The organism is Plantactinospora sp. B24E8, assembly GCF_039871735.1.
Classification (GTDB): Bacteria; Actinomycetota; Actinomycetes; order Mycobacteriales; family Micromonosporaceae; genus Plantactinospora.
In genome coordinates, this window is record NZ_JBDPMH010000002.1 from 392613 (window position 1) to 406430 (window position 13818).

14 protein-coding genes are annotated in these 13818 nt (G+C 71.1%); 6 read left to right on the forward strand and 8 right to left on the reverse strand.

What is annotated here, in order from left to right:
- Positions 1–231: 231 nt before the first annotated feature.
- The gene (locus ABGB21_RS05550) at positions 232–1716 is read left to right on the forward strand and encodes an APC family permease (RefSeq protein WP_347676605.1); all 1485 of its coding nucleotides are present in this window, start codon (positions 232–234) and stop codon (positions 1714–1716) included.
- A gap of 60 nt (positions 1717–1776) precedes the next feature.
- Here the strand turns inward: ABGB21_RS05550 and ABGB21_RS05555 are convergent, their stop codons facing one another.
- The 5 genes from ABGB21_RS05555 to ABGB21_RS05575 form a co-directional block, all read right to left on the reverse strand.
- On the reverse strand, positions 1777–3015 hold the full coding sequence (locus ABGB21_RS05555) for an MBL fold metallo-hydrolase (RefSeq protein ID WP_347676607.1): 1239 nt from the start codon (positions 3013–3015) through the stop codon (positions 1777–1779).
- 95 nt (positions 3016–3110) lie between these two features.
- Positions 3111–4118 (reverse strand): serine hydrolase, encoded by a 1008-nt coding sequence (locus tag ABGB21_RS05560; protein ID WP_347676609.1) that lies wholly within the window; start codon positions 4116–4118, stop codon positions 3111–3113.
- 169 nt (positions 4119–4287) lie between these two features.
- A complete protein-coding gene (locus ABGB21_RS05565; protein WP_347676611.1) occupies positions 4288–5049 on the reverse strand; it encodes a succinate dehydrogenase/fumarate reductase iron-sulfur subunit in 762 nt (253 codons plus the stop codon).
- A complete protein-coding gene (locus ABGB21_RS05570; RefSeq protein ID WP_347676613.1) occupies positions 5046–7265 on the reverse strand; it encodes a fumarate reductase/succinate dehydrogenase flavoprotein subunit in 2220 nt (739 codons plus the stop codon). The genes ABGB21_RS05565 and ABGB21_RS05570 overlap by 4 nt, the downstream gene beginning before the upstream one ends.
- A 6-nt stretch (positions 7266–7271) precedes the next feature.
- A complete protein-coding gene (locus tag ABGB21_RS05575; protein ID WP_347676721.1) occupies positions 7272–7964 on the reverse strand; it encodes a succinate dehydrogenase cytochrome b subunit in 693 nt (230 codons plus the stop codon).
- 68 nt (positions 7965–8032) lie between these two features.
- On the opposite strand from ABGB21_RS05575, the gene ABGB21_RS05580 reads away from it, so the two are divergent.
- The 3 genes from ABGB21_RS05580 (at position 8033) to ABGB21_RS05590 (ending at position 11624) form a co-directional block, all read left to right on the forward strand.
- Entirely contained in the window at positions 8033–8968 is a 936-nt protein-coding gene (locus tag ABGB21_RS05580; protein ID WP_347676615.1) for a LysR substrate-binding domain-containing protein, read from the forward strand.
- Positions 8969–9270: 302 nt separating this feature from the next.
- Positions 9271–10500 carry a hypothetical protein gene (locus ABGB21_RS05585; protein WP_347653681.1) on the forward strand — a complete coding sequence of 410 codons (1230 nt, stop codon included), beginning with the start codon at positions 9271–9273 and terminating at the stop codon, positions 10498–10500.
- Positions 10501–10634: 134 nt separating this feature from the next.
- The gene (locus ABGB21_RS05590) at positions 10635–11624 is read left to right on the forward strand and encodes a hypothetical protein (protein WP_347653682.1); all 990 of its coding nucleotides are present in this window, start codon (positions 10635–10637) and stop codon (positions 11622–11624) included.
- 65 nt (positions 11625–11689) lie between these two features.
- Here ABGB21_RS05590 and ABGB21_RS05595 read toward each other — a convergent pair whose 3' ends face one another.
- Genes ABGB21_RS05595 through ABGB21_RS05605 form a run of 3 tightly spaced genes read right to left on the reverse strand, consistent with a single transcriptional unit; the run spans position 11690 to position 12829 of the window.
- Positions 11690–11878, reverse strand: coding sequence for a DUF397 domain-containing protein (locus ABGB21_RS05595; RefSeq protein ID WP_347653683.1), 189 nt, complete (start codon positions 11876–11878; stop codon positions 11690–11692).
- The gene (locus tag ABGB21_RS05600) at positions 11875–12066 is read right to left on the reverse strand and encodes a DUF397 domain-containing protein (protein WP_347653684.1); all 192 of its coding nucleotides are present in this window, start codon (positions 12064–12066) and stop codon (positions 11875–11877) included. The genes ABGB21_RS05595 and ABGB21_RS05600 overlap by 4 nt, the downstream gene beginning before the upstream one ends.
- Positions 12053–12829 carry a helix-turn-helix transcriptional regulator gene (locus tag ABGB21_RS05605; RefSeq protein WP_347653685.1) on the reverse strand — a complete coding sequence of 259 codons (777 nt, stop codon included), beginning with the start codon at positions 12827–12829 and terminating at the stop codon, positions 12053–12055. Before ABGB21_RS05605 ends, ABGB21_RS05600 begins: the two co-directional genes overlap by 14 nt.
- A gap of 265 nt (positions 12830–13094) precedes the next feature.
- Between ABGB21_RS05605 and ABGB21_RS05610 the strand changes: the two genes are divergently transcribed.
- On the forward strand, positions 13095–13433 hold the full coding sequence (locus tag ABGB21_RS05610; RefSeq protein ID WP_347676617.1) for a hypothetical protein: 339 nt from the start codon (positions 13095–13097) through the stop codon (positions 13431–13433).
- A gap of 1 nt (position 13434) precedes the next feature.
- Entirely contained in the window at positions 13435–13788 is a 354-nt protein-coding gene (locus ABGB21_RS05615; RefSeq protein WP_347676619.1) for a hypothetical protein, read from the forward strand.
- The last annotated feature ends 30 nt before the right edge of the window (positions 13789–13818 follow it).

Sequence of the window (13818 nt, forward strand, 5' to 3'; positions counted from 1 at the left end):
GGCTTGCCGGATCGGTCAGCGTCCAATGTCGATGCGAGACGGTACGCCATGGGCACTTTCCGTTCAACCCGTGCCAGCCCTCCGTCATCCAATACCGGGGTGTGTCGATCCCTTGTCGCAGGCCGTGATCACCCCTACGCTCTCGGATGTTTGTGCCATAACCCTCCGGTTTTCCGTTCGGGACCGGTTCCGCGCCGGAACCGGCTTCCCCGCACCGAGAGACGTCGACATATGTCCTCCAGTTCCGCTTCCGGGTCAGGCCTGCGTCAGGGCCGCCTGGGCGCCGCGCAGCTCGCCCTCTTCACGGTGGCCGCCTCGGCACCACTGACCGTGCTCGGCGGTGCCGTCACCACCATGTACGCGGTCAGCGGCAACGTCGGCGCCGCGCTGGCCTATCCGCTGCTCGCCGTCGTGCTCGGCGTCTTCATGGTCGGCTACGCGGCGATGAGCCGGTTCGTGGGCAGTCCCGGGGCCTTCCACACGTACGTCGCCAACGGGCTGGGCCGGGCCGGTGGGGTCGCCGGTTCGTTTGTCGCGCTGCTCGCGTACAACGCCGTCCAGATCAGCCTGTACGGGTTGTTCGGCGCGGTCGTCGCCGACTTCTCGGCGGCCCGGCTCGGGGTGGACCAGCCGTGGTGGGTCTGGTCGCTCGTCGCGCTGGCGGTGGTCGGCACGCTCGGCGTCCGGCGGGTGGACCTCAACGCCGTGCTGCTGGCGACCCTGCTCGTCCTGGAATGCCTGGTGATCCTCGTCTTCGACCTGGTCGCGTTCGGCAGCCCGGCGGAGGGCAGCGTCACCCAGGCCGGCCTGGACCCGGACAACCTGTTCGCGGCCGGGTTCGGCGGGGTGCTGGTCCTGGCCGTCGTCTCGTTCACCGGGATCGAGTCCGGCCCGCTCTACAGCGACGAGGTGTACGACCCCCGACGTACCGTGGCCTGGGCCGGTTACCTCGCACTCGCCTTCACCGGAGGCTGCTATGCCCTGTCGGCCTGGGGGCTGACCGTGGTCACCGGCCCGGCGCAGACCCCGGCCGCCACGGCGACCGCCGGCCCGAGGGCGGTCTTCGACGTCCTCGCCGAGTACGCCCACCGCACGGTCGCGGATCTCGGGTACGTCCTCTTCGCCGCCTCGGCTCTCGCCGCCCTGCTCTTCTTCCACAACGGAGTCGCCCGGCACCTCTTCGGGCTCGGCCGGGAACGGCTGCTGCCGGCGTACCTGCGCCGGACCGGGATCCGCACCGGCGCCCCGGTCGCCGGCTCGCTGACCCAGTCGGTGCTGGCCCTCGGCGTGGTGCTCGGCTTTGTCCTGGCCGACCGGGATCCCGTGTTCCACCTCTTCACCTGGCTCAGCGGCGTCGCGGCGGTCGGGCTGGTGCTGCTGATGCTGCTCACCTCGGCGGCGGTTGTCGGCTTCTTCCGGGGCCGGCCGGAGCCAGGGGTGAACCTCTGGCAGCGGCGTGTCGCCCCGGGGATGGCGACGGTGCTGCTCCTCGGCGTCCTGGTCGTGCTCGTGGTCGACGTCGACAGCCTGGTGGCGCCGGACGACCCGAGCTACCTGGCCTGGCTGCTGCCCGGCCTCGTCGCGGTCACCGCCCTGTTCGGGCTCGGCTGGGGGCTCGTGCTCCGCGCCCTGCGCCCGGCGGTGTACGCGGCGGTCGGTGGTGGACCGGCCCAGGTGGCGCCCGGCGAGGGCGCCGAACCGTCCCTCTCCCGCTGATCCCTCCGCAACGCCGACCACCAGCCGGTCACCTTCGGGCCGACCCGGCCAGCCGCACAGTCAGCCGAGCGATCGCCACCATCCGTCGACCGCTGGCGGGCGGTCCACCACCACCCGCTCGCCGGGCCGGGGTACGGCCAGCCGGACGTCGCGGACCGCCGCCTCCCGGCACAGCCGGTCGACCGGATCGGCCCAGCCGTGCGGGGCGAGGTTGAAGGTCGCCCAGTGCACCGGGATGAGCAGTCCGCCCCGCAGGTCCAGGTGTGCGGCGACCGCCTCCTCCGGCACCATGTGCACGTTCGGCCAGGCGGCGGAGTACGCCCCGATCTGGATCAGCGTGACGTCGAACGGGCCGTACTCGGCGCCGATGGTGGCGTACCCGTCGAAGAAGCCGGAGTCGCCGGAGCAGAAGACCCGTCGGCGCCGACCGGTGACGACCCAGGACCCCCAGAGGCTCCGGTCCCGGGCGAAGGCGCGTCCGGAGAAGTGCCGGGCCGGGGTGGCGACGATCTCCAGGCCGGCGACGCTGACGCGTTCCGCCCAGTCGAGTTCGACGATCCGTTCCGGTGGCACGCCCCAGCGTTCGAGGTGGGCGCCGACGCCGAGCGGCACCACGAACGGCGCGGACTGGGTGCGGCGCAGCGCGCGGACGGTCGCCGTGTCGAGGTGGTCGTAGTGGTCGTGCGAGATCAGTACGGCGTCCAGCCGGGGGAGCCGGTCGAGCGGCACCGGGACCGGGTGCAGCCGCCGGGGACCGATCCGGGCCGACGGTGAACAGCGTTCGCTCCAGACCGGGTCGACGAGGATCCGCCGGCCCTCGATCTCGAGCAGCGCGGAGGCGTGGCCGTACCAGATGACGTCGAGCTGGCTGGCGGGGCCGGGCGCCGGGGCGACCGGTGGTGGGCCGGCGCCCGGGCCGCCGGCCGCCCGGCCGGCCGCCGGGGCGGTTTCCCGCCCGACCGGCGGCGCGGCGTCCGGGGCGAGCACCGGGATGGTGCCGGTGGGGCGGCGGGGCTGTCGGCCGAAGAAGAGTTCCCACAGCGCGTCCCGGCCACTGCCGGGCAGCAGCGTCCGGGTGGTGACCGGGTTCCGGAACGCGCCCGCGTGGAACTGGGGGGAGCGGCGTACCCGGTCGGCGCGGGCGCCGCGCGGCTGCCGGCCGAGCGCGACCGGCACGTCCCGGACCGCCCAGGCGGCGGCCGCGAACGCGGTCAGGGCGACCGCTGCCCGGGTCCACCGCCGACGGCGGGCCCGGGCAGCGGTCAGCTCCGTGTCACGCCGCGCCGATCCGGCCCGCATCCGTCCGTCACCTCTCGCCCCCGGACGTAGGGTACGCCCGGCCGGGCCCCGGATCCGGGGAGTCCGGCCAGGTCAGCACGGGACGGGCGACGAGGTCAGCCGCCGTTGCTCGGCTGGTAGCGGCGGGCCCGCCGACTCGGCGCGTGCGGGTTGTTGAGCCCGTCCACGGCGGCCAGGAACTTCGGTCCCAGCACCGCCCGGGCCTGCACGGCGGGATGGGTGGCGCCGAAGTTGTCCGGGTCGGCCTGGCCGTCCGCGAACAGCACGTACGTCAACACCGGGGCACCGGCCGGGCTGAAGATGACCCCGGCCTCGTGTCGGGCGTTGGCGAACCAGCCGGCCTTGGTGGCGACCCGGGCCCGTTCGTCCGAGGACATGGTGCGGCGGATCCCGTCGTTGAAGGCGATCGGCGAGCGGAGCAGGTTGAGCAGGAAGGTGGTCGAGGCGGGCGAGAGCAGGGTGCCGCCGACCAGCGCCTGCAGCAGGTCGTGGGTCTCCCGGGCGGTGCTGGTGCCGAGGAAGAAGCGGTTCGGGTTGGCGACCGGCTCGACCTGGGTGTTCGGGAACCCCTTGCCGACCAGGATCTGGTTGATCTCGGCGGCCGGGGCGACCAGGCCGCAGAGCCGGACGGCGGTGTCGTCCGAGACGGTCAGCAGCGCGGCTAGCACGTGGCCCAGGGTCACCGAGCTGGGATAGGCGTTGTCCAGGCTGAAGATGCCGTCACCGCCGGGCACCACGATCGCGGCGGTGACCTCCACCCGCTGGTCGAGGGTGAGCAGGCCCCGGTCGACCTTGTCGAGCACGGCGGTGGCCACCGCGATCTTGTTGACGCTGTACGCCTCGACCACCGTCTCCGCGTTCTCCTGCACCGCGATCTGCGGCGTACCGTCCGGGCCGGCGACGCTGATCTGGGCGTACCAGTTCCCGCCGGCCCGCGCCTTCGCCCCCTGGTACGCCCAGGCGACCCGCCCGGCGGGGGAACCGCCGCCGCCCGCCTCGTCCGTGCCGGCGGCGCCCGGTGCGGCCGTCGCCGGTCCGGCCAGCCCGAGTACGGTACCGGCGGTCGCCGCCGTACCGATCCCCAACGCGGTCCTACGGTTCACCCTGCTCGCCACGTGCTGGCCTCCCGTGTGTCGGTGTGCCGGCGGCCACCGCCGGGCGGCGGACGACCGGACGGGATCGATCTCCGTGTCGTCCCGTCCGGCCACCATAGGCGAATCCGCGCTCCCGTGTGGGCACCCACCCGCGCGGACACCGGCATCCGGGGTGGCGTCAGGTGCCCGGCGTGCCGTTACGTTCCCGGGTGGCCCGCAGGTAGTCCCGGTTCAGCCGGCCGATGCTGGAGAGCGGGATCTCCTTCGGACAGACCGCCGAACACTCGCCGATGTTGGTGCAGCCGCCGAAGCCCGCCTCGTCGTGCGCGTCGACCATGCCGACCACCCGGGTCAACCGCTCCGGCTGACCCTGCGGCAGCAGGCTCAGGTGGGTCACCTTCGCCGCCAGGAACAGGGTGGCCGAACCGTTCGGGCAGGCCGCGACGCAGGCGCCGCAGCCGATGCAGGCGGCGGACTCGAAGGCCGCGTCCGCGTCCGCCTTGCGGACCAGTTGGGCGTGCGCCTCCGGCGCGCTGCCGGTCGGCGCCGTGACGTAGCCGCCCGCAGCGATGATCTTGTCGAGGTTGCCCCGGTTCACCACCAGGTCCTTGACCACCGGGAATGCCCTGGCCCGCCACGGCTCGATGTCGATGGTGTCGCCGTCGGAGAAGTGTCGCATGTGGAGCTGGCAGACCGTGGTCGCCTTCTCCGGGCCGTGCGCCATGCCGTTGACCACCATGCCGCAGGCGCCGCAGATGCCCTCCCGGCAGTCGTGGTCGAACGCGACCGGGTCCCCGCCCTCCAGGGTCAGCTGCTCGTTGAGTACGTCGAGCATCTCCAGGAACGACATGTCGGGGGAGATGTCGGTGACCGGGTAGGTCACCATGCGGCCGGGATCGTCCGGACCTTTCTGGCGCCAGATCCGCAGGGTCAGGTTCACTTGTAGCTCCGCTGGGTGGGGTGGACGTACTCGAAGTTCAGGTCTTCCTTGTGCAGCACCGGCGGACGGTCGGCGCCGGTGAACTCCCAGGCGGCGACGTACGCGAAGTGGTCGTCGTCGCGCTGCGCCTCACCGTCCGGGGTCTGGCTCTCGGCCCGGAAGTGCCCGCCCGCCGACTCGGTACGGTGCAGCGCGTCGATGCACATCAGCTCGGCGAGTTCGAAGAAGTCGGCGACCCGGCCGGCCTTCTCCAGCGCCTGGTTGAGCCCCTCACCGTCACCGGGCACCTTCACCCGCTGCCAGAACTGCTCCCGCAGGGCGCGGATCTCGGCCAACGCCTTGCGCAGCCCGGCGTCGGTGCGCTCCATCCCGCAGTGGTCCCACATGATCTGGCCCAACTCGCGGTGGAACGAGTCGACGGTCCGGTCACCGTTCACCGCGAGCAGCCGGTTCAGCCGGTCGGCGACGTCGTCGCGGGCGGCGACCACCTCCGGGTGGTCGTCGGTCAACGTCTCGAACGGCCCGGCGGCCAGGTAGTCGGCGATCGTGCTGGGCAGCACGAAGTAGCCGTCGGCGAGGCCCTGCATCAGTGCCGAGGCACCGAGCCGGTTGGCGCCGTGGTCGGAGAAGTTCGCCTCGCCGATCACGAAGAGCCCCGGGATCGTCGACTGGAGGTCGTAGTCGACCCAGAGCCCGCCCATCGTGTAGTGCACCGCCGGGTAGATCCGCATCGGCATCTCGTACGGATCCTCGCCGGTGATCCGCTGGTACATGTCGAAGAGGTTGCCGTACCGGTCGGCGATGGTGGACCGGCCGAGCCGGTCGATCGCGTCCGCGAAGTCGAGGTAGACGCCGAGCCCGCCCGGCCCGACCCCCCGGCCGGAGTCGCAGACGTTCTTCGCCGCCCGGGAGGCGATGTCCCGGGGGACCAGGTTGCCGAACGCCGGGTACATCCGCTCCAGGTAGTAGTCCCGCTCGTCCTCCGGGATCTGGCGGGGCGGACGGTTGTCGCCGACCGCCTTCGGCACCCAGACCCGGCCGTCGTTACGCAGCGACTCGCTCATCAGGGTCAGCTTCGACTGGTGGTCGCCGGAGACCGGGATGCAGGTCGGGTGGATCTGCGTGTAGCAGGGGTTGGCGAACAGCGCCCCCTTGCGGTGCGCCCGCCAGGTGGCGGTGACGTTGCAGCCCTTGGCGTTCGTGGAGAGGAAGAAGACGTTGCCGTAACCACCGCTGGCCAGCACCACCGCGTCCGCGTACTCGGTGCTGATCTCGCCGGTGACCAGGTCGCGGACCACGATGCCCCGGGCCCGGCCGTCGACCACGATCAGTTCGAGCATCTCGTGCCGGGAGTGCATCTCCACCCGGCCCAGCCCGATCTGCCGCTCCAACGCCTGGTACGCCCCGAGCAGCAGTTGCTGGCCCGTCTGACCCCGGGCGTAGAAGGTGCGCTGCACCTGGGCGCCGCCGAACGAACGGGTGTCGAGCAGCCCGCCGTACTCCCGGGCGAACGGGACACCCTGGGCCACCGCCTGGTCGATGATCTCGACCGAGACCTCGGCGAGCCGGCGGACGTTCGACTCCCGGGACCGGAAGTCGCCGCCCTTGACGGTGTCGTAGAAGAGCCGCTGGATCGAGTCGCCGTCGTTGCGGTAGTTCTTCGCGGCGTTGATCCCGCCCTGCGCGGCGATCGAGTGCGCCCGGCGCGGGCTGTCCTGGTAGCAGTACGACTTGACCCGGTAGCCCAGCTCGCCGAGGGTGGCCGCGGCCGAACCGCCGGCCAGCCCGGTGCCGACCACGATCACCGTCAGCTTGCGGCGGTTGGCCGGGTTGACGAGTTTGGCGCCGAACCGGCGGCGCTGCCAACGGGTCTCGATCGGCCCGTCCGGCGCGGCCTGGTCGGCGATCGGCTCGCCGTAGCTGAAGAGGTCGCCGTCCGGGCTGGCCGGTGCGCCCGCGAGTTCGGTGCCGATGTTCTCCTGGCGGGTGTATTCCATCGATGCCTGTCCTGTTTCGGTGACTCGGGGGCGCCGGCCCAGCAGGTTGTGCACCGCGGCGCGGAGCCGTCCGGCCGGCTCGGCGCCGCGGCGGCCCGTCGACCCGTCGTCGTCGGCCACCGGCCGGACGTCGGCGTTGGCGCTGGTCGGTACGGCGGCCCGGGGGTCCATCCGTTCGCCGACCACGGGGTTTGTCGGTTCGTCAGCTCGTGGGGTCATCGCGGGTCACCTCACCAGGCCGGCGAGAACGGAGAAGGGCACCACCAGGTAGCCGGCGCAGAGCAGCACGGCGAAGGCGAGGGCGGCGCCCCGGGCCCGGCGCTCGCCGCGCGGGGTTTGCTGGCCGAGGCTGCGCAGCGCGCTGAACATGCCGTGCCGCAGGTGGAAGCCGAGGGTGACGATGGCGATGACGTAGAACAGGGTCACGTACCAGCGCTCGGGTGCGAAGTCGGCGACGACGTTCGCGTACGGCCGACGCGGGTCACCGACCGGGTTCAGGTCGCCGGTGGTCAGGTCGAGCAGGTGGTAGACCACAAACGCGGCGATGATCACCCCGCCCCAGCGCATGGTCCGGGCCGCGTAGCTGATGTGCACCTTGGGGCGGTGCGCGTACCGGACCGGGCGGGCCGCCCGGGCCCGGCGGGCCAGGACGGTGGCGGCCCAGATGTGCGCGACCAGGGCGACGCCGAGCAGCACCCGTTGGGCCCAGAGGTACCAGGTGTCCGGCAGCACCGGCGAGCCGATCGTGCGCAGCCAGTGGGCGTAGTGGTCGAAGTCCGTCGGCCCGACGAAGATCTTCAGGTTGCCCAGCATGTGGGCGATGAGGAAGAGCACCAGCAGGATGCCCGTCACCGCCATGACGACCTTCAGGCCGATGCTGGACCGGATCGGCGCCCGCGTCGATACAGCTGTCACCAGCCAAACGCTAGGTAACCTCGGATTAGTCGTCCAATGCATCGAACGCCCAGTGTTGATAGCCGTAGGCTATGCGGGTGCAGCTGCAGCAGTTGAGGTACTTCGTGGCGGTGGCCGAAACCCGACATTTCACTCATGCCGCCGACAATGTCGGAGTCACCCAGCCGTCGCTCAGTAAGCAGATTCACTCGTTGGAGGCGGAACTCGGCGCCCCGCTCTTCGAACGGGTACGCGGCAACATCGCGCTGACCGCCGCCGGCGAGGTGCTGCTGCCGCTCGCCGAACGGATCCTCGCCGACGTCGACACCGCCCGCCGGGAGGTCCAGGAACTCGTCGGGGTACGTCGGGGCCGGATCCGGCTCGGCGCCACCCCCAGCCTGGTCACCTCGCTCGCCCCGGCGGTGCTGCGCCGATTCCGGGACGCCCACCCGAACGTCGAGGTACGCATCGAGGAGAGCGGCTCCCAGGACCTGGTCCGGGACCTGCTCCGGGGCGAACTCGACCTGGCCCTGATCATCCTGCCCGGACAGGGCCCCGACCCGGCGCTGCGTACCGAGCCGGTGCTGCGGGACAGCCTGGTGGTCGCCTCGGTCAACCCGCTGCCGATCGTCGACCCGACCGGCCCCCTGCGCCTGGCCGACCTGCGCGACCAGCCGCTGGTGATGTTCCGACGCGGCTACGACCTGCGCGACGTGACCCTACGGGCCTGCCGGGAGGCGGGCTTCGAGCCCACGCTGGCGGTCGACGGTGGAGAGATGGACGCCGTGCTCAGCTTTGTCGAGGCCGGGCTCGGCGCCGCCCTCGTCCCCGGCATCGTGGTCGCCCGCCGCCCCCGGCTCTGGGTCACCCGACTCGCCCCGCCCGGGGTGCAGCGGACCATCGCGCTGGCCCGGCGACGGGAGGTGGAACCGACCCACGCCGCCCGGGCCTTCCGCCGGATCCTGCTCGACTACATCCACACCGCCGCCGAGAACTCCACGCTGCCGCCCGGTGTCACCCCGTACTGACCCGCGATCGGAGTACCGGTGCGTCGTCGCGCCGTAATGGTGCCGAGCGCGCTGAGGTTACAACCATCACCATCCTATCGGCGGAGCCGGCGCGTGCCACTCGGTCGATCGACCGTGTTGACCAGGGGTTTTCCCGCCTACGCTCGCTTGCGCGCCACAGTCTTCCCGCCGCCACCCAGTTCTGGAGGCCCTCGCTGTACGCCAACAAGGCATACCACGCGTACTACGACAAGCCCCTTCGCGCCCGGCTGCGCGGGTTGGCCCGCAACCCGGCCATCCCTGGCAATCTGCTGCGACGACTCGTGACCGAACAGCCCAAGGAGGTGCGCTACCCCCTCGCCATCCGCCGGGAATGGTCCGACGAGCAGGTCGAGGCCCTGCTCGACCACCCCGACCCCGAGGTACGCGTCGAACTGGCCCAGGCCCGGTACCTGACGCCCGAGCAACGGGCGAGGCTGGTCGAGGATCCCGACCGCCGGGTGTTGGGGGCGCTGGCCGAAGGGCCGGATATTTTCGAGCTGCGTATCGCGAAGCGTGATCCGGTGCTGCCCGACTGGGCGTACGACCGGCTGGTCGAACGGGATCCCCGCCTGCTCGTGTACATCCTGGAGAATTGGCGGATACCGCAGGAGGTACGCGACCGGTTGTCGCCGCCCAGACCGGCCACTGCACCCGCCCCGCCGGTGGACGAGGCTCCGCTCGATCGCCGGGAAGCCGAACTGCTGGTGGGCAACGACAACGAGTGGACCAGGACCTGTGCCGCCGTCGATCCCAGGTTGCCGGTCGACCTCGTCCACAGGTTGACGACCGATCCGTCGCCCCAGGTCCGGCTGGCGGTGTCGATGCGTCCCGAACTCAGCGAGGAGGAGCGGTCGGCGATCGATTACCACGTCGGTCCAGACGACCGCATCCACCCGCCGCGCTGGCCGCAGGTCACCCGCGACCCGGCGGTGCAACGGCGGTGCGTCCACTCCGCGCACATCGGCCTGCGGCGCAGCGTCGCGTGCAACCCGTCGCTGCTACCGGACCTCGTCGCGGTACTCGCCACCGACGACGATTTCGCGGTACGGCTGCTGCTGTGCGAGAACCATGCCAACGTCCCCGCCGAGACCGTGCTCACCACCTATCTGCAGGCCAGGACGCTGAGCCGGGGCCGGTTGCTGAACCACCCGGCCTTCGAACGGATCGGGTTGGCCCGTCTCGCCGACTCTGCCGACCCCGGGGCACGCTGCCTCGTCGTGCTCGATCCCGAGGCGCCGGCACCGCTTATCGAGCGGCTCAGCCATGACCCGCACCCGGCTGTCCGGTGTTCTGTGGCGGCCGATCGACGGCTCTCACCTGGCCGGGTGTGCGACCTGTTCGACGATCCCCTGACCACCGAATACGCCTCAGCCAACCCGCACCTGCCGATCCCGGTGATGGAACGGATCCTCGGCGACGCGGTCGGGCTCGCCGACGAGCCCGTCGAGGGGAGCCCGGCGGTCTACCTCGGCAACTGGAAGGCCGACGAACTGCCGCCCGACGAGGACTGATCCAATCCACAGGCACCTGACCTGGGGCGGAGGTGGCCGAGATCCATTCGGCCGCCTCCGCCGCACCCGTACGGGCCGCGACCACCGGGTCCGGGAGCGCGGCGCGTGTCGTACCCGGCTCCTATGCTGCCCCGGTGAGCAGCCTCGTGCGGTACGTGACCGTCCAGGACGGAGTCGTGTCACGGCACGCGATGGGTGGGGGCGCCAGCATGGGCGTCGACTACTACCTCGCGATCGGGCCGGCGGGCGTGCTGCGCTGGCTGGGCGCGCTTGACGAGGACTACGACGGCGACGACGGCTGGGCCGACGACGGGCTGTGCCGGGACGCAGTCCTGCTCGACGCGGACCGGCGCCGTCTGCTCTTCCACACCGGATTGGACCCGTTCGGGTGCGACGGGGCCTACGCGGCCCGGGCCGCGTTGCTCGACGGATACTCGCGGACCTGGCCGGGCTGGACGATCGAGTGGGCCTACCACGGCACCGGCGACCTGGTCACCGCCCTCGGCGAGGACCGCAGTGTGGTGCGTGAGGCCGACCCCTTCCGTACGGAGCTATACCCGTACGGTCGAGGCGAGCCGGACGACCCGGTCAGGTACGTCGTCAGCGTGGTCGACGAGACCGGCTGCCGCCGGTACGCGCTCAACGCGTGGTCCGAGCAACCGTGGCGACTCGGTCCAGAGTCGTTGCTCGCGGCGCTGCCGGCCGAGGAGCCGGTGACCGCCTGCCGCACGATGCCCAAGGCCGGTCTGCACCTCGATCTGCGTACCCGCCGCGCGGGTCTGTGGAGCATCGAGATCCTCCGAGGACTTGCGGACTGGTGGCCGCAGCGCTGGCCCGACTGGGAGTTCGAGTTCTGGGCGGACGACCCAGCCCCACACCTTGCCCGGGCCGGAAAACTCACCCTGCCTCCGGTCGACATGGACCTGGCGGTACGTGAACTTGCCCACCGGCTTGACAAGCACTGGCCGGTGGAGGAGATCTGGCGGAAGCGGGAGGTCGACGTCGACCGCCTGTACCGGATGAACTTCTCTGGCATCCGCGCCCACCTGGACGCCCGGGTGACCCCTGCCGAACTCGACACGGCGGTCAACGCCATTCTCGACGGACGGCCACTGTACGCGTGATCGTCACAAGGTGAGCAGAGAGGTCCCCGCCGTGCGGCGGGGACCTCTGTTCGTCCCAGTGGGGATCAGATGCGCTTGGCCAGGTTGACGAAGCCGCGCCAGGCGTGGGGACCGAAGGTCAGCACCGGGCCGGTCTGGTCCTTGCTGTCCCGGACCAGCACCTGGCCGGGTAGGTTGTCGGCCACCTCGACGCAGTTGCCGCCGTTGGAGCTGCTGCGGCTGGACTTCCGCCAGGCCGGCTCACGTGTACTCATCGATAGCCCTTGGTCAGGTTGACGAAGCCGCGCCAGGCGTGGGGACCGAAGGACAGCACCGGGCCGGCCTGGTCCTTGCTGTCCCGGACCAGCACCTGGCCGGGTAGGTTGTCGGCCACCTCGACGCAGTTGCCGCCGTTCGATCCGCTACGGCTGGACTTCCGCCAGGCCGGCTCACGTGTACTCATCGATAGTCCTTAGAATCAGGTCTCGTGTGTGCCCTATGGGCAGTGCGCGGGCGGACAAGGCTTCCCAGGTCCACTCTAAGGTGGTGACATCGTCCCCGTCTGCCACGACTCGGCCGCGAAGTTGATCGTCAAGGTAGCCAACCGGACGCTTGCCCACCAGGTTCGCCACAGCGAATGCGCCCGTCAAGCCCGCGTGAATCCCGGCGCTGAACGGAATAACCCTAACGCTCACTCCGGGTGTTTCGCCGATCTTGACGAGGTGGCCGAGTTGTTCGCGCAGGAGGGCTGGTTCTCCGTATCGGAGTGCCGGCTCGCCCATGATGGCCGATAGGGTAATCGGACTTTCACGGTGCAGGGTCGCCACCTGGCGGGACATTCTCGTCCCGGTCATCTCATCGACCTGAGCGGGGCTGTGCGGCCCGGCGCTCAGCACTGCGCGGGCGTACGCCTCGGTCTGGAGCAGGCCGGGGACCAGCGTGGGCTCCCACGTGCGGATCATCGTGGCCTGCTCCTCGTGGACGGCCCACGGACGCAGCCAAGGCGCTGCCGCATCCTCTCGTGCCGCGTCGGCGGCCTTCACCACCTCCCCGTCGCCGCCGAGTACCCGGTCCAGCCGCTCGGCGGTGTCTGGCTGCGGCACCAGCCGCCCATTCTCGATCGAGGTGATAAGCGACGTACTCACCTTCACCAGTTTCGCGAGTTGGCCTTGCGTAAGAGATCGCTCGCCTCGCCGTTGCTTCACCAGCTTGCGCAGATCTTGCATGCCGTATCACCGCCGTATACAGAAGGGTCCAACCTCATCCCATCGGTTTCACCGCCTCCAATATTCCGCCTTGGGAGCCTTTGGTCCAGGGTGGATATCGACGGAGCGAAACGGCCTGGCGCGAATCGGGTGACCGTGTGAGCCGGTGCCCGAAGGGGCGACCCGGGCCGCGCCCGTCGCGACGGGGACCGCCCACCCGGCAGCGCCGGTACGAGGCGCTGGGCGGTCCCCGTCCTCTCTGTTCGGACGGATGTGAGGTGACGTCGTGCTGAGGAGACATCGGCGATACTGGCGCCGGCTCTGGCTCTACTGCTGGTGCGGTTTCCGCTGGAAGTGCCCGGACGCGGTGCCGACCGTGCCGATGCCGTTCGACCCGGACCCGAACACTCCCGGGCCGGCCGTTCCCGTGTGGTCGCCGACCACGGCTCCGATGCCGGCCGTGGTGCTGCCGCACGTCACCCCGGACGCCCCGCCCCCGCTGGCCCAGCCGCGAGCGGTGAACCAGGGGCCCGGCTGGAACGGTCCCACCGGGTTCGGTCATCGAGCCGGCCGCCCCGGCCGACTGACTCCGGCCCAGGAGTCTCGTACGAGCGCGAGACCCTGACATGGGCACGATCGTCATGCGAGGCATAGCCGCGCTCGCCGGCCCGGACCACGAACACGCGCCCCAGCGCCCCATGTGGTTGTGTCGCGCCTGCGGCGGTGACTGGCCCTGCGCGCCCGCCCGAGATCTCCTGCCGAGGCAGTTCAGGCTGGATCCCCTGGCCCTGTTCGTGTACCTCGGGATCTGCCTCTACGAGGCGACCGAAGACCTCTACCGGCTCAACCCGAATCCCGGTCCGGACCCGGCCGTCCTGCACGCCCGGTTCATGGGATGGGTGCCGACGGACAGGATGATCAGGAGGGCGCTCGCTCGACGGTTCGCGGCCGGCTGGCCCGCCACCAACAGCGGTCCGTAGCTCGCCGGTCCCGGCTAAGTCCTGTCGTCA

What these genes read in the sequence shown, in the direction of transcription:
- ABGB21_RS05550 (WP_347676605.1), top strand. Translation starts at nt 232, where the DNA reads ATGTCCTCCAGTTCCGCTTCCGGGTCAGGCCTGCGTCAGGGCCGCCTG.
- ABGB21_RS05600 (WP_347653684.1), bottom strand. Translation starts at nt 12,066, where the DNA reads ATGAGTACACGTGAGCCGGCCTGGCGGAAGTCCAGCCGTAGCGGATCG.
- ABGB21_RS05555 (WP_347676607.1), bottom strand. Translation starts at nt 3,015, where the DNA reads ATGCGGGCCGGATCGGCGCGGCGTGACACGGAGCTGACCGCTGCCCGG.
- ABGB21_RS05605 (WP_347653685.1), bottom strand. Translation starts at nt 12,829, where the DNA reads ATGCAAGATCTGCGCAAGCTGGTGAAGCAACGGCGAGGCGAGCGATCT.
- ABGB21_RS05570 (WP_347676613.1), bottom strand. Translation starts at nt 7,265, where the DNA reads ATGACCCCACGAGCTGACGAACCGACAAACCCCGTGGTCGGCGAACGG.
- ABGB21_RS05615 (WP_347676619.1), top strand. Translation starts at nt 13,435, where the DNA reads ATGGGCACGATCGTCATGCGAGGCATAGCCGCGCTCGCCGGCCCGGAC.
- ABGB21_RS05595 (WP_347653683.1), bottom strand. Translation starts at nt 11,878, where the DNA reads ATGAGTACACGTGAGCCGGCCTGGCGGAAGTCCAGCCGCAGCAGCTCC.
- ABGB21_RS05580 (WP_347676615.1), top strand. Translation starts at nt 8,033, where the DNA reads ATGCGGGTGCAGCTGCAGCAGTTGAGGTACTTCGTGGCGGTGGCCGAA.